Source organism: Stenotrophomonas sp. STEN063 (assembly GCF_056854515.1).
The window spans coordinates 1-16,425 of the sequence record NZ_JBXFWF010000084.1 but is presented as its reverse complement, the minus strand read 5'-3'; the positions used below and the strand labels follow the sequence as shown (position 1 = coordinate 16,425).

The 16,425-nt window shown below is 65.5% G+C and carries 15 protein-coding genes; 3 read left to right on the top strand and 12 right to left on the bottom strand.

The features are described from left to right. Positions 1-149: 149 nt before the first annotated feature. The 4 genes from AC1VWL_RS17570 to AC1VWL_RS17555 all read right to left on the bottom strand — a co-directional run bounded on the left by AC1VWL_RS17570 (position 150) and on the right by AC1VWL_RS17555 (position 3,176). On the bottom strand, positions 150-479 hold the full coding sequence (locus AC1VWL_RS17570; RefSeq protein ID WP_482987537.1) for a DUF6172 family protein: 330 nt from the start codon (positions 477-479) through the stop codon (positions 150-152). A gap of 79 nt (positions 480-558) precedes the next feature. Beyond that, positions 559-1,257 carry a class I SAM-dependent methyltransferase gene (locus AC1VWL_RS17565; protein ID WP_482987536.1) on the bottom strand — a complete coding sequence of 233 codons (699 nt, stop codon included), beginning with the start codon at positions 1,255-1,257 and terminating at the stop codon, positions 559-561. Next, a complete protein-coding gene (locus AC1VWL_RS17560; protein ID WP_482987535.1) occupies positions 1,254-1,895 on the bottom strand; it encodes an SGNH/GDSL hydrolase family protein in 642 nt (213 codons plus the stop codon). Before AC1VWL_RS17560 ends, AC1VWL_RS17565 begins: the two co-directional genes overlap by 4 nt. Positions 1,896-1,904: 9 nt before the next feature. Next, positions 1,905-3,176, bottom strand: coding sequence for a pyridoxal phosphate-dependent aminotransferase (locus AC1VWL_RS17555; RefSeq protein ID WP_482987534.1), 1,272 nt, complete (start codon positions 3,174-3,176; stop codon positions 1,905-1,907). Positions 3,177-3,527: 351 nt separating this feature from the next. Between AC1VWL_RS17555 and rsgA the strand changes: the two genes are divergently transcribed. Further along, positions 3,528-4,625, top strand: coding sequence for a ribosome small subunit-dependent GTPase A (gene rsgA, locus AC1VWL_RS17550; RefSeq protein ID WP_482987533.1), 1,098 nt, complete (start codon positions 3,528-3,530; stop codon positions 4,623-4,625). A 236-nt stretch (positions 4,626-4,861) separates the two neighbouring features. Further along, the gene (locus AC1VWL_RS17545) at positions 4,862-6,118 is read left to right on the top strand and encodes a flavohemoglobin expression-modulating QEGLA motif protein (RefSeq protein ID WP_482987532.1); all 1,257 of its coding nucleotides are present in this window, start codon (positions 4,862-4,864) and stop codon (positions 6,116-6,118) included. Positions 6,119-6,124: 6 nt separating this feature from the next. Here AC1VWL_RS17545 and AC1VWL_RS17540 read toward each other — a convergent pair whose 3' ends face one another. The 8 genes from AC1VWL_RS17540 to AC1VWL_RS17505 form a co-directional block, all read right to left on the bottom strand. After that, positions 6,125-7,366 (bottom strand): FAD-dependent oxidoreductase, encoded by a 1,242-nt coding sequence (locus tag AC1VWL_RS17540; protein ID WP_482987531.1) that lies wholly within the window; start codon positions 7,364-7,366, stop codon positions 6,125-6,127. An 88-nt stretch (positions 7,367-7,454) separates the two neighbouring features. Then, positions 7,455-8,660 (bottom strand): sodium/glutamate symporter, encoded by a 1,206-nt coding sequence (gene gltS / locus AC1VWL_RS17535; RefSeq protein ID WP_482987530.1) that lies wholly within the window; start codon positions 8,658-8,660, stop codon positions 7,455-7,457. A gap of 219 nt (positions 8,661-8,879) precedes the next feature. After that, positions 8,880-9,278 carry a RidA family protein gene (locus AC1VWL_RS17530; RefSeq protein ID WP_482987529.1) on the bottom strand — a complete coding sequence of 133 codons (399 nt, stop codon included), beginning with the start codon at positions 9,276-9,278 and terminating at the stop codon, positions 8,880-8,882. Between the two features lie 35 nt (positions 9,279-9,313). Further along, positions 9,314-10,753, bottom strand: coding sequence for an N-acyl-D-amino-acid deacylase family protein (locus AC1VWL_RS17525; protein WP_482987528.1), 1,440 nt, complete (start codon positions 10,751-10,753; stop codon positions 9,314-9,316). Positions 10,754-10,756: 3 nt separating this feature from the next. Next, positions 10,757-11,632, bottom strand: coding sequence for a MurR/RpiR family transcriptional regulator (locus AC1VWL_RS17520; protein WP_481615690.1), 876 nt, complete (start codon positions 11,630-11,632; stop codon positions 10,757-10,759). A gap of 2 nt (positions 11,633-11,634) precedes the next feature. After that, a complete protein-coding gene (locus AC1VWL_RS17515) occupies positions 11,635-12,990 on the bottom strand; it encodes a GntT/GntP/DsdX family permease (RefSeq protein ID WP_481615689.1) in 1,356 nt (451 codons plus the stop codon). 23 nt (positions 12,991-13,013) lie between these two features. After that, a complete protein-coding gene (locus tag AC1VWL_RS17510; protein ID WP_482987527.1) occupies positions 13,014-14,279 on the bottom strand; it encodes an amino acid deaminase in 1,266 nt (421 codons plus the stop codon). Between the two features lie 116 nt (positions 14,280-14,395). Next, positions 14,396-15,544: an OprO/OprP family phosphate-selective porin gene (locus tag AC1VWL_RS17505; protein ID WP_482987526.1), complete on the bottom strand. Its 1,149-nt coding sequence runs from the start codon at positions 15,542-15,544 to the stop codon at positions 14,396-14,398. Positions 15,545-15,655: 111 nt separating this feature from the next. Between AC1VWL_RS17505 and AC1VWL_RS17500 the strand changes: the two genes are divergently transcribed. Then, on the top strand, positions 15,656-16,315 hold the full coding sequence (locus AC1VWL_RS17500; RefSeq protein ID WP_482987525.1) for a response regulator: 660 nt from the start codon (positions 15,656-15,658) through the stop codon (positions 16,313-16,315). The last annotated feature ends 110 nt before the right edge of the window (positions 16,316-16,425 follow it).

Here is a 16,425-nt window from a genome sequence, read left to right as displayed (position 1 = left end):
GTGCCGAGCCATGCTCGGCAGCGGCCTTACCGGGAAAGCCCCTGCCGAGCATGGCTCGGCACTACATGGCATTGCTGGGAAAGCCCCTGCCGAGCATGGCTCGGCACTACCGGTTGCCCCTTTTGCCTGTGGCAAAGGGGTGTCGGCGATCAATCTTCGAAATCGGTCTCTGCTGCCGGAGCGGCTTCAGCCACCGGGCGCGGGCTGCGCTTGACCGGCTTGCTCAGCACTTCCACATAGAACTGGGTATTGCCGGCGGCCACCAGCGCGTCGATGGCACGGAACAGCTCGTCGTAGCCCACCGGCTTGGCCGAGGCTTCGTCCACGCCCAGCTTGCTGTCGAAACCCCAGGAATCGGCACCGGCCGGCACTGTCTTGCCGCGCTCACGCTTGGTGTACTTGCGGATGTCGTGCTTGCTGGCTTCCAGCAGGCGGTCAGGGTGCTTGCCTTCGATGGCGAGGCTATAGGTCTTCTTCACGGGAATCTCGTTGCTGCGCCAGCCCGGTTGGGCCGGCAGGGAATGGCACCATTATCGGTGCAAACGGCTTGACCGTGGTTCAACCGCGTCGGGCGACCAGCAGCCAGTTGTTGAATGGGGTGTTGCCGTACAGCGGGGTGAGGCTGACGGTCAGGCCGCATTGTTGCAGTAGTGCACGCAAAGAGTCGGCATCAGGATAGTGGCGGGGCCTGAACTGCATCCAGCCGATCAGGTTGGCCGCGCGGTCGCCAATGCGCGAGATGCGGCCACGACGGGTGTGGTCGGCCAGCGCCATGCGCATCACCAGCCTTCCATCATCCTCCAGCATCGCCGCCACGTTGCGGAGCAGGGCTTGCTGGGCCTGCTCGGGCAGGTACTGGAGTACATCCAGAATGGCGACACTGCCGCGGTGGGCAGGCAGGGTGGTGGCAAGGTCCATGACTTCGAAGGTGCTGGCAGCGAGGCTGGCGCGTTTGGCCACCTTGTCCGCGCGCTGGATCTTGGCTGCGTCGTTGTCCACGCCGCGGTACGGCATGTGTTGGCCGTCGTGGCGCAGCGCATGTGCAAGCAAGCCCAGGCCGCAGCCCATGTCCAGCAATGGGGCATCGCTGCCGCGTAGTGCTTCGAGCACGCCGGGGTAGAGCGGGTCGCTGCGCAGTTTACCCAGCGTGTAGTAGTAGTCCCAGCGGTTGCCCCATGGCTGCAGTGGAGCAAATGCGCCGGCGATGGCTTTGGCGGCCTCGGCCGGAAAGGCTTGATGGCCGGGATGCCCTGTCACGCGGCGGGGGCTGCCTGCAGCAGTTCCGTCGCGACGGGCAAGGCGGTCTGCATCCAGCGCTGGTACATGGCGGCGGAAGGATGCAGGCCGTCATCGGCCAGCATTTCCGCCGCTTCACCACCGTCGCGGCTGGTCGGGGTGATGTCGACGAAGGCCACGCCGTAGTCGCCGCAGCAGGCGTGTGCGGCGGCGTTGAAATCATCGATCTCGCGGGCGACCTGGGCCGCATCGCGTCCGTTCTGCTGCGCGTAGGGGGTGAAGCCCCAGTCCGGTGTGGACAGCACCAACACCCGCTGCGGGTCTTCGCCAGCCAGGGCGATCGCGCGTTGCAGCAGCTGTTCGAACTGCTGGCGGTACTCGGCCAGCGGCCGTCCGCGGTACTGGTTGTTGACCCCGATCAGCAGGCTCACCAGCGCGTACGGGCCTTGCGGGGCTTCGGCATCGATGGCGGCAGCCAGCTCGTCGGTGGTCCAGCCGGTGGTGGCGATGACCTGCGGGTCGTCCAGCTCGATGCCCTGCGCGCGCAGCGCGGCGGCGAGTTGGAAGGGCCAGCTGCCGGCCTGCGGCACGCCTTCGCCGATGGTGTAGGAGTCGCCCAGCGCCAGGTAGGACGTGGAGGTGGCTGCGTTATCGCTCATCAAGTCCAATCAACCCACCGCGCTGCGTGGCTTCAGCTGCACCACCTTGGTGACGGCTTCGGCGCGCCGGCTGAGCAGTTTGTCGATGCGGCCGAAGACCTCGCGCATAACGCTGGCCTCGGGCAGCAGGGTGACACGGAAGTGGTTGCGGTAGGGCACGTTGAAGCTGGAACCTGGCACCACCAGCACGCCTTCTTCTTCCATCAGCTGCAGGGCGAAGTCGTGGTCGTCGAAGCCTTGCGCGGCCGGGCCGACAACTGCCGGGAAGGCATACAGCGCGCCGGAAGGCGCTACCAGCGACAGGTGCTCGCTGGCCTCACAGGCCTCGATCACCGCGCGGCGGGTTTCGTACAGGCGACCGCCGGGGCTGCACAGTTCGGAGATGGTGTCCGGGCCATTGACTGCGGCTTCGATCGCGTACTGGCCGGGCACATTGGCGCACAGGCGCAGCGCGCTGAGCAGGTCGAGTGCGGCGCGGAATTCACCCAGCTGCTCACCCGCGCCGGACAGCAGCATCCAGCCCACCCGCCAACCGCAGGCGCGGTGCACCTTGCTCAGGCCGCTGAAGGTCAGGCAGGGGTGATCACCGGCCAGTGGTGCGACCGGCTGGAACTGGGCGCCGTCGTACAGGATCTGGTCGTAGATTTCGTCCACCAGCAGCAACAGGTTGTGCTTGCGGGCGATGGTGACGATTTTCTCCAGCAGCTCGCGCGGGTAGCTGGCGCCGGCCGGGTTGTTCGGGTTGATCAATACGATGGCGCGGGTGCGCGAGGACACCAGCGCTTCCATCTCCACCGGATCAGGCAGGAAGCCGTTTTCCGGACGGCAGCGGTAATACACCGGTCGACCGTCGTTGAGAATGGTGGCAGCCGACCACAGCGGGTAATCCGGCGAGGGCACCAGCACTTCGTCACCCGGGTTGAGCAGGGCGCGCAGCGACAGGTCGATCAGCTCGGAGACGCCATTGCCCAGGAACACACGGTCTGCCACGGCATCGGGCGCACCGCGACGCGCGTAGGCCGCCGCGATGGCTTCACGTGCAACCGGCAGACCCTGCTGATGGGTATAGGGGTCCGTGCGGCCCATGTCATCGGCGATGGCGTGCTGCAGGTGTGCAGGCGCACGGAATCCGAATGCACCGGGATTGCCGATGTTGAGCTTGATCAGCTTGCGGCCCTGGGCCTCCAACTCCCGCGCTCGTCGGGCCAGTTCACCACGGATTTCGTAGCGGACTTCGGACAGGCGTTCACGGGTAGCTAGCGGTTTGACAGGGCTTGACATTTTCTCAGGGCCATCAAGGGCATGGATTCTGCATGGTAGCCGAATTGTTGCGCTGCGGGGTGGGGCTTTGGGGCCGGGAATGGGGACTCGGGAGTGGGGATTGGTTGCAGGTAAAAACAACGGCCAAAGCAAGGGCAAAGGCACCCCTCCCCAACCCTCCCCAACCCTCCCCTTGCCTGCGGCAAAGGGAGGGGGCCAAGCCTTGCCCCCTCCCTTGCGCGCAGCGCAGGGAGGGTTGGGGAGGGGTGCTTTGGTTTTGGCTTTGGTTTTGGCTTTTGTTCCAGCCCCAGCCCCAGCCTCAACTGAATCGCCATTCCCGGCTGCAAGCCCCGCCCCGGTAGAATCCCCCAAATGACTGATTCCATCGACTTCGATTCGCTGCGCCATATCGGCTGGCCCTGGCCCGGTGCTCCCGAGGACCCGCAGTGGCAGGCGGCCTTTGCTGCCCATCCGCAGGCCCGCCCGGGGCGGGTGATCGAGCAGCACCGGTCCGGCTACGTGGTCGCAGATGCGCCCGACAACAGCCTCAAGACCGAGTCGCCGCCGGAATGGCAGCGGCCGCGCTTCCCCAGCCATGAGCGCGCGGCGGTAGGCGACTGGGTGTTGCTGGACGGAAAACGCATCGTCGCGTTGCTGCCGCGGCATACCTCGATCAAGCGTGGTGCCGCCGGTGAGCACTATCACCAGCAGGTGATCGCGGCCAACATCGATACGGTGTTCATCGTCTGTGGCCTGGATGCCGACTTCAATCCGCGCCGCATCGAGCGCTACCTGCTGCTGGTTGGCGGCGGTGGTGCCTCACCGGTGGTGGTGCTGACCAAAGCCGACCAGACCGAGTACAGCGAGGACGCGCTGGCGGTGCTGGAAGACCTGGCCGCGCAGCAGATTCCGCTGCTGGCGATCAATGGCAAGGATCCGGAAAGCGTCTCCGCCCTGCTGCCATGGCTGGGCCCGGGCAATACGGTGGTACTGGTGGGTTCCTCCGGTGCCGGCAAATCCACCTTGACCAACACGCTGTTGGGCGAGGACCGGATGAAGACCAACGAAGTGCGCAGCAATGATTCGCGCGGCCGCCACACCACCACCCATCGTGCGCTGATGCCGCTGCCGTATGGCGCCTGCCTGATCGATACGCCCGGCATGCGCGAGCTCAAGCCGACCGGCGAGGAAACTCTGGCTGAAGGTGGCTTCGCCGATATCGAAGAGCTGACCACGCAATGCAAGTTCCGCGATTGCTCGCACCACAGCGAACCGGGTTGCGCAGTGCAGGAAGCCATTGAGCGCGGTGACATCGACGAGAGCCGGCTGGAGAGCTACCTCAAGTTGCGCGAGGAAGTGGCGCAGGCCGCAGCCAAGCTGGCCCAGCGTCAGGCCGAGCAGGCGACCGAACGCAAGCACAGCGGGCGCGGTGCGCAATGGCGGCCGATCAACAAGGGCAAGCGGCGCTGAAGCTGGACGCTCGCTGCTTCGGCTCCCTCCCTTTTGCGGAGCAAAGGGGGGGAAGAAGGCCCGCTTGCGCGCCACTGGCGCGCGGCCTGATGAACGACCGAAGGCTTTGCCTTCGGGCCGGGCGGGTCGGGGAGGGGTAAGCTGTTCGCGCGTTGATGCGGTTGTGGCTTCGCGGCTTACGCCGCTCCTACAAGAGCGATGGCTGCGCGGTATTACCTGAGTTGATCGAGGCAGGCATGAGCACAGTTGATACCCACAACGATCCAGCCATCAGCCATCACGCTGCGCTCGATGCGCGAATGGTCGCGGCGGTCAAAGGCATCCGTTTGCTGAGTCTGACCAGTTGGCCGGCAGATACGCAGGCGCCGTTTCTGGAAAGTGTGGCGCGCGGTAACCCGGTACTGCCGCAGGTGGACTACCCCAAACTCGACTTCAGCGAGACGCGGCGCGAACTGGCGGCGGTAATGGACGAGGTGGACGCCAGCCATCCACTGGGCAGTTACATCCAGGATTCTGCGCACAGCTGGGATCTGGCCGCCAGTCTGTTGGAAGGCCTGGGTACGCGCGCGGTGGACGACTATTCCACCCAGTTGTTCGGCGTGCCCGAGCAGCCGATGCCGGGCAATGGCCCGACCACCCGCGATGCGGCACGGCACTTCATCCAGATCGCGCAGGAACTGGACCACGAACTGCTGGCCCCGGAGGAGCAGGTGCCGGTGTCGGCAACAGCCTTGCAGTTGATGCTGCAGAGCGACCTGGATGAGTTCTTCGCAGGGCGCATGATCAGCGTGGAGCTGGACCCGGAACTGATCGCCAAGGCCGCTGCGGGGGCGACCCGCATTCGCCTGCGCACCCGCGCCACCTTCAGTGCCTATGACCGTGCGCAGCTCTACCACCACGAGGCGCTGGTGCATTCGCTGACGGCGCTCAATGGCCGCGATCAGGTGGTGTTGCCCAGCCTGGCGCTGTCATCGCCGCGCATCACCGCGACCCAGGAAGGCCTGGCGACGTTTGCCGAACAGATCACCGGCAGCATCGACATCCAGCGGCTCAAGCGCATCAGCCTGCGTATCGAGGCGATTGCGATGGCCCGCGATGGCGCCGATTTCATCGAGGTGTTCAACTACTTCCGTGCTGCGGGGCAGACCGCCGAGGAAAGTTTTTCCTCGGCACAACGCGTGTTCCGTGGTGTTCCAACCAGCGGCGGCGCTGCCTTCACCAAGGACACCGTCTACCTGCGTGGCCTGGTCTCGGTGCACACCTTCTTCCGGCAGATGCTGCGCGATGAAAAGCTGCAGACCTGCCGCTGGTTGTTCGCCGGCAAGATGACGCTGGAAGACGCACAGGCGCTGACGCCGTTGTTTGAAGCTGGGGTGCTGGCACCGCCGCGTTGGTTGCCGCAGTGGATCAACCGCGCCAATGGCCTTGCTGGCGCATTGGCGTTCTCGCTGTTCGCCAACCGCATCCGCATGGACCAGATCAGCGAAACCTGAGTTGGTTCAGGGCGTGCCCAGCAACTGCTGCACCGCGCGCTCGCCGCTGCCCATTGCCAGCGTCCAGCCGAGCATGCCGTGGCCGATATTGCAGGCCAGGCCGTCGCCGAGGTTCCTGATGATCGGTGAGGTCCATGGCGTGACCGGGCGCAGCCCGGCCCAGCTGCTTTCGATGTGCCCGTAATCGGCGGCCTCGGGCAACGACGCGCGTGCCTGCGCGATCATTGTTGCCAGCCGCGCCGGTTCGGGCGTGGGGTTCCAATCGTTGAGGTCAGCCAGGCCAGCGACGCGGATGCGCTCGCCCAAGCGGCAGAACACCAGCTTGCGCTTGGTGTCGGTGATGCTGACCTTGGGCGCATTGCTGCCCAACGGTGCGGTGAACGAGTAACCCTTGATCGCCATCACCGGCATGCGCAGGCGCAGCGGTTTGAGCAGGGCAGGGCTGTCGATGCCGGCGCAGACCAGCACGCGCGCTGCCTGCAGCGTGCGGCCATCGCGGGCCTGCAGCTGCCAGTGTTCACCCGTGCGGCGCAGTGACTGCGTATCGAATCCGAACAGCGCCTGCACGCCGTAGTGCTGCTGCACTACCTGCAGCAGGCCTTGGCTGAAACGGTAGGGGTCGCCGGCTTCTTCCTCAGGCGAATAGACACCGCCGGCCAGCCACGGCGCGCCGCTGAGTGCAGGTTCGATGGCGGTGGCTTCGGCCGCGTTGACCAGCCGTTGCTGTACGCCATGACCGCGCTTGAGCGCGATCATCGCCGCCGCTCCCTGCACGCCCTCGACGGAGGGGTACAGGTGCAGCTTGCCGGAGACCTCGTGGTCGAAGTCGATGGGGTGCTGTTGCAGCAGGGCCTGCATGGCCTGGCGTGATTCCAGCGCCAGTTCCAGCGTGGTCAGGGTATTGCGCTGCAGGCCTGCCGTGTTGGCCTGGCGCAGGAAGGCCAGGCCCCAGCGCAGGAAATCCGGATCAGCCGACCAGCGTGTGCGGAAAGGCCCGTTGCGGCCGAATGCCATTTCCGGCAGTTGTGCCCAGGTTGCCGGGCCGGCCATCGCGTCGGTATAGGCGTAGCTGAGCTGTGCGCCATTGGCGAACGAAGTGCCCAGTGCCGGGCCGGCATTGCGATCCAGCAGCAGCACCGAACAGCCGCGCTTTGCAGCGGCATACGCGGTGGCCAGGCCCACCACGCCAGCGCCGACGACGACCAGGTCAGGGCGGGAAGAAGGGGCGGGTACTGCGTTGGATGTCATCAGCGGAGCGGTGCTACAGGGCGAGTAGGGCCCCATTGTCGCGCCAACCCGTGCACAAGGCACGGGTATGGCGCACGGAACCGGCGGCTTAGTGTGGCCAGAAGTTCAGGAAGCCGGTGATGATCAGCGCATTGATGAAGTCGATGAAGAATGCGCCCACCAGAGGCGCCACCAGGAAGGCGCGCGGCGCCGGCCCGTAGCGCTGCGCCAGCCGGCGCATCACGGCCATCGCGTTGGCGGTGGTGCCGAGCATGAAGCCGATGAAGCCACCGCCCATTACCGCCGCGTCGTAATCGCGGCCCATCAACCAGTAGATCGGCACCGCGAACAGCGCCACCACCGAGACCTGGATGATCAGGTTGACCAGCAACGGGAAGCCCATACCAGCCAATTCCCAAAGTTTCAGGTCCATCAGCGCGATGGCCAGGAACAGGGCCAGGCTGATGTTGCCGATCAGGTCGGTGGTCGGCACCGACAGCTTGATCCAGCCGGTGTAGTCGTCGATGTTGCGGATCACCGCGCCAACCAGCATCGCGCCGATATAGGTTGGCAGGGTCAGGCCGATGCCTTCGAAGCCCTTGCCCACCCATACGCCAAGCCACATCGCCATCAGCAGCACGACGATGCTCTTGAGCGCGTCGAACTCACGTGCCGACTCGCTGGGGTAGCGCACGGTGACTGCTTCGTCCTCACCGAGCTGGGCGCCGGTGGCCTTCTGGCTGGGATGCTTCACCTTGAAGCGCTGCATCAGCACGGTGATCACCGGGCCGCCAACCAGGCCGCCGCAGATGATGCCGGCCATGGCCGCTGTCACCGCCAGGCTTTCCGCGCCAACCAGGCCGGCCTGCTCGAAATGCCCAGCAAAGGCCAGGCCGGTAGCTGGGCCGCCGGTCAGCGTTGCCGAACCAGCCAATACGCCGAACATCGGGTTCAGGCCGAACAGCTTGGCGACACTGATACCGATCAGGTTCTGCAGCACCGCGAAGATGCTGCCGATCAGCAGGAACAACATCACCTGCTTGCCGCTGACGCGTAGCAGTCGCAGGCTGGCGTTGATGCCCAAGGTGGTGAAGAACGCCACCATCAGCGGTGTCTTGAGGGTGGTGTCGAGTGTGAACAGGGTGGTCTGCTGGCCATGTGCCCACCACACGGCCAATGCCACCAGCAGGCCGCCAACCACCGGTTCAGGCAGGTTGTAGCGGCGGAAGAACGGAATGGCACGGCACAATGCGTAGCCGGCGAACAGGGTCAAGCCCGCGAAGGCGACCGTCTGTACGGCGTCAAGTTGAATCATAGGGTTGGGGACCTTACACCAGCAAAGGGCGAACTTTGTCGTTCCTTACGCACAATAGCAACCGGGCCTAAAGGCACTGGCTGGGCATGAAGGTCAGATTGGAGCCATGAAGACGGGTAGTGCCGAGCCATGCTCGGCAGAGGCACTACCGGTACAGCTTCAGCCGAGCATGGCTCGGCACTACAGCGAAGCGTGTCCCTGCCGGGCGTTGCAGGCGGATCAGTCGCGCTGCGGGCGCTTGTAGGCCACGCAATCCACTTCCACCTTGCAGTCCACCACCATGCGGCTTTCGACGCAGGCGCGGGCCGGCGGGTTTTCGCCGAAGTAATGCTTGAACACGCCATTGAAGGCGTAGAAGTCGCGGGCGTCGTCCAGCCACACCCCGCAGCGCACGACATGCTCGGGGCCGTAGCCGGCTTCGGCCAGGATCTGCAGCACGTTGCCGATGACCATGTGCGATTGCTCGGTCACGGTGCCAGCGACCAGTTCGCCGTCGCGCATCGGTACCTGCCCGGAGACGAACAGCCAGCCGTCGGCTTCGACCGCGCGCGAGAACGGCATGTGCTGCTTGCCTTGGCCAACGCCGCCTTCGGCGCCATAGCGTTTGATGTCACTCATCGGTATTCCTTTGTAATGGGTATAGCGGTTGCAACTCAGGCTGCCGGGGCAGCCTCGGGGCAGACAAAACGGCCGGCGCGGGCAACGACCTGCTTGCCGTCGTAGCTCAGGCAGCCGTTGACCCAGACCGCGTTGATGCCATCGGCGGCGCGGATCGGGTCGTGGAAACTTGCCGTGTCACGTATCCGTGCCGGGTCGAACAGCACCAGATCGGCGCACCAGCCAGCGCGGATGAAACCGCGCGCACCCATCGCGAAGCGTGATGCGGGCAGGCCGGTCATCTTGTGCACGGCGGTATGCAGCGGGAACAGCTGCTCGTCGCGGGCGTAATGGCCAAGCACGCGTGGGAAGGTTCCCCATAGCCGCGGATGCGGACGCGGATCGCGCGGCAAGCCATCGGAGCCGATCATGGTCAGCGGATGGGCCAGGATCTGGCGCACGTCGGCCTCGTCCATGCCGTGGTAGACCGCACCGGCCGGTTGCAGGCGGATTGCGGCATCCAGCAGCGAGAGATTCCAGTCTGCGGCGATCGCCGCCAGCAGGCGGCCGCCCTGGCTGGGCTCGGGCTCGGACCAGGTGATCAGGATGTCGAAGGCATCGGTGACCTGTTTCAGGTCCAGGGTCGAGGCACTGGCGGCATAGGGATAGCAATCGCAGGCGACATCCTGGGTGGCCGAGGCGGCGTGCAGGCTGGCCAGCACTTCGCCGCTGCGGCCCCAGTTGTCGATGCCGGCGCACTTCAGGTGCGAGACGCGCACCGCTGCCTGCGGCGCCCGTGCGGCATGGAAGGCTTCTTCCATCGCCTCGAGGATGCCGCCGAATTCATCGCGCAGGTGGGTGGCATACAGCCCGTTGCGCGGCAGTTCCTCCGCCAGTGCATCCACTTCCGACGACGGCGCGCTGAAGGCCGACGCATAGGCCAGGCCGCTGCTCAGGCCGAGTGCACCCTGGGTGAGGCTGTCACGCAGCTGCGTGCGCATCGCGCTGATTTCGTCGGCGCTGGCGGCGCGGTCGAGCCGGTCCATGTGGTTCTGGCGCAGGGCGGTGTGGCCGACCAGTGCGGCCACGTTCGTTGCAGGGCCGGCGAGCTCCACCGCCTTGCGGTAGCTGGCGAAATCCGCATAGCGGAAATCCTCGGCGTCGCCCAGCAGGTTCATCGGGTCCGGCACCTGATCGCGGATCTGCACCGGGCTGGCGCTGATGCCGCAGTTTCCGACCACCACCGTAGTCACGCCCTGTGACAACTTGCTGAGCATGTCCGGATTGCGGATCACTTCCAGGTCGTCATGGGTGTGCACATCGATGAAGCCCGGTGCCAGCGCCAGGCCTTGCGCGTCGACCACATGGGCCGCAGGCGCGTCGCCAAGCTGGCCAACCGCGACGATACGCCCGGCATTGATGGCCACATCACCCTGCACGCCGGCCCGGTCGCTGCCATCGAAGATCAGGGCGTTGCGTATCAAGAAATCATGCATGGGTCAGTCACCCAGCGGCAGGCGCGAATCGCCGCCACGGTGGCGGTCCAGGGCCAGCTTGATGCGGCGCAGATGCTCGTGGTTGGCGTTGGCGTCGTTGAGTGCGGTGGTGGTGGCAAGCACGTCGATCGCCAGCATCATCGCGTAGCGCGAGGCCGAGGGCTTGAACACGAAGTCGGTTTCCTCGATCTGGATCGGCAACAGCCAGTCGCTGCGTTCTGCCAGGGCGGTGTTGGCCTGGGTGATGGCGCCGATGCGGGCACCGTAGGTGCGTGCGATGTCCACCGCCGAGATGATTTCCGGGGTAATGCCGCTGACCGACAGCACCAGTACCAGATCCTGCGGTCCAAGCGTGGCGCCGATGATCTTCATCATCAAGGCATCGCTGCAGGCCGAGACGGGACGCCCGAAGCGGACGAAGCGGCTCTGCAACTCCTGTGCGAATACCGTTGAGCAACCACCGAGACCGAAGATGTGGATCATGCGCGCCTGGCAGATGGTTTCGGCCAGTTCCTGCACCACGTCCTCTTTCAGATTGGCGATGTTGTGACGCAGGCTCTCCTGGATGTCATCGCAGATCTGCGCGTACAGCGCGGATACCGGCGGTGCGTTCTGCTGCTCCAGGAAGCGCTTGCCGACCGCGCTGGCCGAGGCCAGCCGTGCGCGCAGCTCGCGGACGTGTTCGCAGCCCAGCGCCTTGGCAAAGCGCGAGATGGCGGCAGCGCTGACTTCGGCGCGTTCAGCCAGCTCGCTGACGCCGTACTGCGCGGCGGCATCCACGTCGGCCAGGATCGCCGCGGCAATCCGCGCCTCGACCGGGCTGAACTCGTGCTGGCGCTGGCGCAGCTCATAGACGATATCGAACGTATTCTGCGACATGTTCAAAGCACCATGGACAGGGCCATCACCAGGGACAGGGCGATGACGGAGATGAGAGTTTCGAGCACCGTCCAGGTCTTGAAGGTCTGGGCGACAGTCATGTTGAAGTATTCCTTCACCAGCCAGAAGCCACCGTCGTTGACGTGTGACAGCACCACCGAGCCGGCACCGGTGGCCAGCACCAGCAATTCAGGGTGGGCATAGCCCATGGCGGCTGCAATCGGCGCGACGATGCCGGAGGCGGTGGTCATCGCCACGGTTGCCGAGCCGGTGGCGATGCGCATCAGCGCGGCCATGGTCCAGCCCATCAGCAGCGGCGACAGTTCGAAGCGCTGCGACAAGCCGATGATTTCGGCGGCGACGCCGGTATGCACGAGGATGCCGTTGAGGCCGCCACCGGCACCGACCAGCAAGGTGATCGCCGCCGTGGGTGCCAGGCATTCCTGGGTGAACTTGAGGATCTGTTCACGGCTGAAGCCGCGCATCAGGCCCAGGGTGATGAAGCTCATCAGGGTCGCCAGCAGCAACGCGACCACCGAGTGGCCGATGAAGCGCAGGCCGTGGTTGAGGGCCGAACCGGGTGTAGCGATCTGGTCGGCCCAGCCGCCGAGCAGCATCAGCACCACCGGCAACAGCAAGGTGGCCAGGGTGATGCCGAAGCCGGGCAGCTGCTCATCGGGAATGCGGCCATGGCCTTCGTCGAGCAGCGCCGCTTCCATCGGGTTGTGCGTGGGTAGCTTGACCCGTGGCGCCACGAACTTGGCGAACACCGGGCCAGCGACGGCAGCGGTCGGCAAGCCGATCAACAGCGAATAGAACACGGTGCGGCCGACATCGGCGCCATAGGCATTCACCGCCAGCATCGCCGCCGGATGCGGTGGCACCAGACCGTGCACCACCGACAAGCCGGCCACCATCGGCAGGCCGACCAGCAACAGCGGTACGCCGGTGCGGCGGGCGACATTGAGCACGATCGGGATCAGCAACACGAAGCCGACCTCGAAGAAGATCGGCAAGCCCACGCAGAAGGCGATCAACATCATCGCCCAGTGCACGTTCTTGGTGCCAAAGCGGGCGATCAAGGTGCGCGCGATGCGCTCGGCGCCACCGGACTCGGCCATCATCTTGCCGAGCATGGTGCCCAGCGCGACGATCAATGCGATATGCCCCAGCGTCTTGCCGACACCTTGTTCGTAGGCGGGCAGGATCTCCGGCGCCGGCATGCCGGCAAACAGCGCCAGGCCCACCGACACCAAGGTGACGCTGATGAAGGGGTTGAGTCGGAAGCGGGCGATCAGCACGATCAGTGCAAGGATCGACAATGCGGCGTAGATCAACAGCAGATTACCGTCGGTCATGCGAACAGGCTCGATGGAAGCGGTTAGAACTGCGTGGAAACAGCGCCGACAACGCGGTGCGCGTCATCGACCACCAGCAGGTGGCGCCATTTGTCGAAGGTCAGGCAGGGGTGGGAAATGTCGAAACAGAGCATGTCGCCCACCTGCAGCCCATCGTCGGCCTGCAGTTCGAGGAAGGCGTGCTGGTCCATCATCGCAGTGACCTTCCAATGCGCGGCGGCGTTGCTCGGTGCCGCGTCGCCAGGGCGATAGTGCAGTGCAGGCACGGGGAAACCGGCATCGAAGGCTGCATCGCGCTTGCCCAGGCCGATGATGGCCTTGCCCGGTTCCGGCCGCGACTGCACGTAAGCCCATAGCCGCAGCGCCGGCTGCAGGCTGCTGCCCATCTCGCGCGCGACCGGATTGCTGGCATGGATGCGCTCGGCCGCCTGCCGGTAGATGCCGACGTCGTGGCTGAGATAGCAGCCCGGACGCAGCACGATCTGCGCATCGGCATCGTTGGCCAGCACGGAGAACTCCTCGGCGACCACGTCGAACCAGGCCGAACCGGCGCCGCTGAGGATGGCTGGCAACTGGCGGAAGCCGCCGCTGGTGCGGATCGCCTGCCATTGCGCAAGGCTGCGCTGCAGCATGGCGCGCACGCCAGCCTCGTCGCCGGCGACACCTTCATAGACTTCCACGCCGACCAATGCGACCGCATCCGGCCAACGCGCAATTTCATCCAGTACGGCTTGCGCCTGGGCGTCATCGCGCACGCCGGTACGGCCACCGGCCAGACCAATCTCCAGCAATACCTTGATCTGCTGCCCGCGCGCGCTGAAATAGCTGCCCAACGCGGCCACATTGGCGGCCGAGTCCACCACGCAGGCGAACCAGAAGCGCGGGTCGCGCTGCTGCAGGGAGGCGATCAGTTCGAAGTTGCCCTTGCCGACCAACTGGTTGGCGAGCAGCACGCGCTGTACGCCTTCGGCATGGGCAGCAACGGTCTGCGGCGCGGTGGCCAGGGTGATGCCCCAGGCACCGGCATCAAGCTGCATGCGGAACAGCGCCGGACTCATGGTGGTCTTGCCATGCGGCGCCAGTTGGCAGCCATAGGCCTGCGCGAATTGACGCATCCACTGCAGGTTGTGCTGCAGTGCCGGGGCGCTGAGCACGGCGGCGGGCAGGCTCAGCTGCTCTTCGAGGATGGCCGGTGCGGCGGCCGCGAGCGATGCCGGGGTCCACGGGCCCCCGCTGGGGAGGCCCTTGCCGTCTAGAACTGCTTCGGAATGAAAGTAATTTTCCTGCACGAATCCTGCCTCTTGCCTTGGTCACCCGGGATTATGGGTGGCTATCGGGGCGAAAAGGGAGAATACGTGAAAATTATTTTCTTGTATGCCTTGGGTCGGTCAAGGCGGACCAAGGCTTAGAAGTGCAGCTGGGCGCGACCGGCAAGGACGCCGCTGTGGTCCAGCGTCCGCCCGAGCAGTTCATCACGACGCCGGCTGTCGGTCCAGTCCAGCATCAGCCGGACGTTCCTGGAGGCATACCAGTTCACTCCGACGGTCCACGCTTCAGCAGTGACGTCGCGTGGCTGCGCGGGCCATTGGCGACCATTGATACGGTCGTAGCGGGCGACCAGTTCCCATGCACCGAAGTCACCTTCCGGTGACAGTTGGACAAAGCGGCCCCCCTTTGCGTCGTAGGGGCGTGATTCCCCGGTAAGCAGCCAGCTGCCCTGCAGATAGCCGGCCTGGACTTCAGCGCGCTGTTGACCGTCGTCGTAGCGGGCGCCGCCGTACTCGGCCTGCCACGACCATGGGCCGGAGACGCCGGCGGTCTCGAAGCTGTAGCGGTTGACCGTGACCGCACGACCATTGCGGAACTCCACCAACGGCAGTCGGCCGTGCCTGCCAAGGTGGCCGGTTGCGCGGACCTGTGCGCGCGTTGGCAGGGCACCATCGGCACCGGGATGGCTGTGGTGCTCGCGGGCACCGGAAACGCCAAAGTGCAGTACCCGGCCCGGCTGGCTCCATGGCGCATGCCCAACCCGGCCGCCGATGACGTGGCCCTTGGCCTGCCACACGTCGATGCTTTCCAGGCTGAAGACGCTGCCGCTCCAGAAAATGCCGTCGTGGTTGCCTTGCGCACCAATGCCCAGCCGGTAAGCCGTACCCAATGACTGCACCAGGTAGCTGCGCTCGATGGTCGGCGCGTGGTTGGCGCTGCTGCGGTCATCCAGCGTGTAGAACTGCTTGAACTGCCCGATGGTCACTAGTGCGGTGCCGATCCTGCGGGTGAGATAGACATCGCGTGCGACCGGCCGATGGCCGGCGAAGTCGGCCTCGAGCTTGTACCCAACGCTGTGAACCTTGCCGGCGACTCCCAACCACGCTGCGCGCAGGTCGTCGCCCCGGCGTTCGGCCGGACCGCGCTTATCGTTGTCGAAGCGGGCGAACTCGTAGTACAGGCGACCGCTGGCTTCGGCGGTGATATGGTCGCTGGCGAGTGCGGCAGGGTTGGTGGCCAGCATCAGCAGGCCAGAGATTGAAGCGCGCAGGGTAAAACCGGCCATCCGTTGCCTCGGCACATTGGGGAGTGCGCGGACGATAGACAGGGGCAGTTCAGCCACCAATAGCGATTTGGGACTAAGGCGGGCGGGCAGCGCCCGTGCCAAACTTGCTGCATGAGCCTGATCAAGGTGCTTGTTGCCGACGACCACCCGTTGTTCCGTGCCGCCGTGCTGCATGCATTGCGCGACGGTGGTGCCGTGGGCGAGATGCTGGAAGTTGCCAGTGTCTCGGCCCTGACCCAGGCGGTGGCTGAGCATGCCGATGTGGACCTGGTCCTGCTCGACCTGACCATGCCCGGTGCGCACGGCTTTTCCTCGTTGGTGTGGCTGCGCGGCGAACGGCCGGAGCTGCCGGTGATCATCATTTCGTCCAATGACAATCCGCGGGTGATACGCCGGGCCCAGCAGTTCGGTGCGGTCGGCTTCATTCCAAAATCCGCGCCGGTTGAATCGATAGGTGCGGCGGTGGCAGCGGTGATGGACGGCGATACCTGTTTCCCGCCGCTGGCTGCGGTGCGTTCCGAACATGACGCGTTGCTGGCGTCACGGCTGGCGCGGTTGACCCCACAACAGATGCGCGTGCTGCTGTGCATGGCCGATGGCCTGCTCAACAAGCAGATCGCGCACGTGCTGGGGTTGGCGGAGAACACGGTGAAGGTGCATGTCACCGCTGTGCTCAAGAAGCTTGAATGCAATAGCCGCACCCAGGCAGCGGTGTTGCTGAAGACGCTTGAAGCGGAATGGGAGCCGGAGTTGCCTGGATCTGCACCGTAGTGGGGGGGGGGGCCGGGGGGAGGGGGGGGAGCCGCTCACCGTAGGCACGCCGCGGCGGCCCGCCCGCCCCGCGTCGCGTGGGGGCAGGGCCCGTAGCAGCGGGGGACGTG

Bases quoted from the DNA above. Each gene is read 5' to 3' on its own strand.
- rsgA (WP_482987533.1), top strand. From the start codon at position 3,528: ATGACTGATTCCATCGACTTCGATTCGCTGCGCCATATCGGCTGGCCC.
- AC1VWL_RS17545 (WP_482987532.1), top strand. From the start codon at position 4,862: ATGAGCACAGTTGATACCCACAACGATCCAGCCATCAGCCATCACGCT.
- AC1VWL_RS17555 (WP_482987534.1), bottom strand. From the start codon at position 3,176: ATGTCAAGCCCTGTCAAACCGCTAGCTACCCGTGAACGCCTGTCCGAA.
- AC1VWL_RS17505 (WP_482987526.1), bottom strand. From the start codon at position 15,544: ATGGCCGGTTTTACCCTGCGCGCTTCAATCTCTGGCCTGCTGATGCTG.
- AC1VWL_RS17520 (WP_481615690.1), bottom strand. From the start codon at position 11,632: ATGTCGCAGAATACGTTCGATATCGTCTATGAGCTGCGCCAGCGCCAG.
- gltS (WP_482987530.1), bottom strand. From the start codon at position 8,660: ATGATTCAACTTGACGCCGTACAGACGGTCGCCTTCGCGGGCTTGACC.
- AC1VWL_RS17525 (WP_482987528.1), bottom strand. From the start codon at position 10,753: ATGCATGATTTCTTGATACGCAACGCCCTGATCTTCGATGGCAGCGAC.
- AC1VWL_RS17530 (WP_482987529.1), bottom strand. From the start codon at position 9,278: ATGAGTGACATCAAACGCTATGGCGCCGAAGGCGGCGTTGGCCAAGGC.
- AC1VWL_RS17560 (WP_482987535.1), bottom strand. From the start codon at position 1,895: ATGAGCGATAACGCAGCCACCTCCACGTCCTACCTGGCGCTGGGCGAC.
- AC1VWL_RS17500 (WP_482987525.1), top strand. From the start codon at position 15,656: ATGAGCCTGATCAAGGTGCTTGTTGCCGACGACCACCCGTTGTTCCGT.
- AC1VWL_RS17515 (WP_481615689.1), bottom strand. From the start codon at position 12,990: ATGACCGACGGTAATCTGCTGTTGATCTACGCCGCATTGTCGATCCTT.
- AC1VWL_RS17540 (WP_482987531.1), bottom strand. From the start codon at position 7,366: ATGACATCCAACGCAGTACCCGCCCCTTCTTCCCGCCCTGACCTGGTC.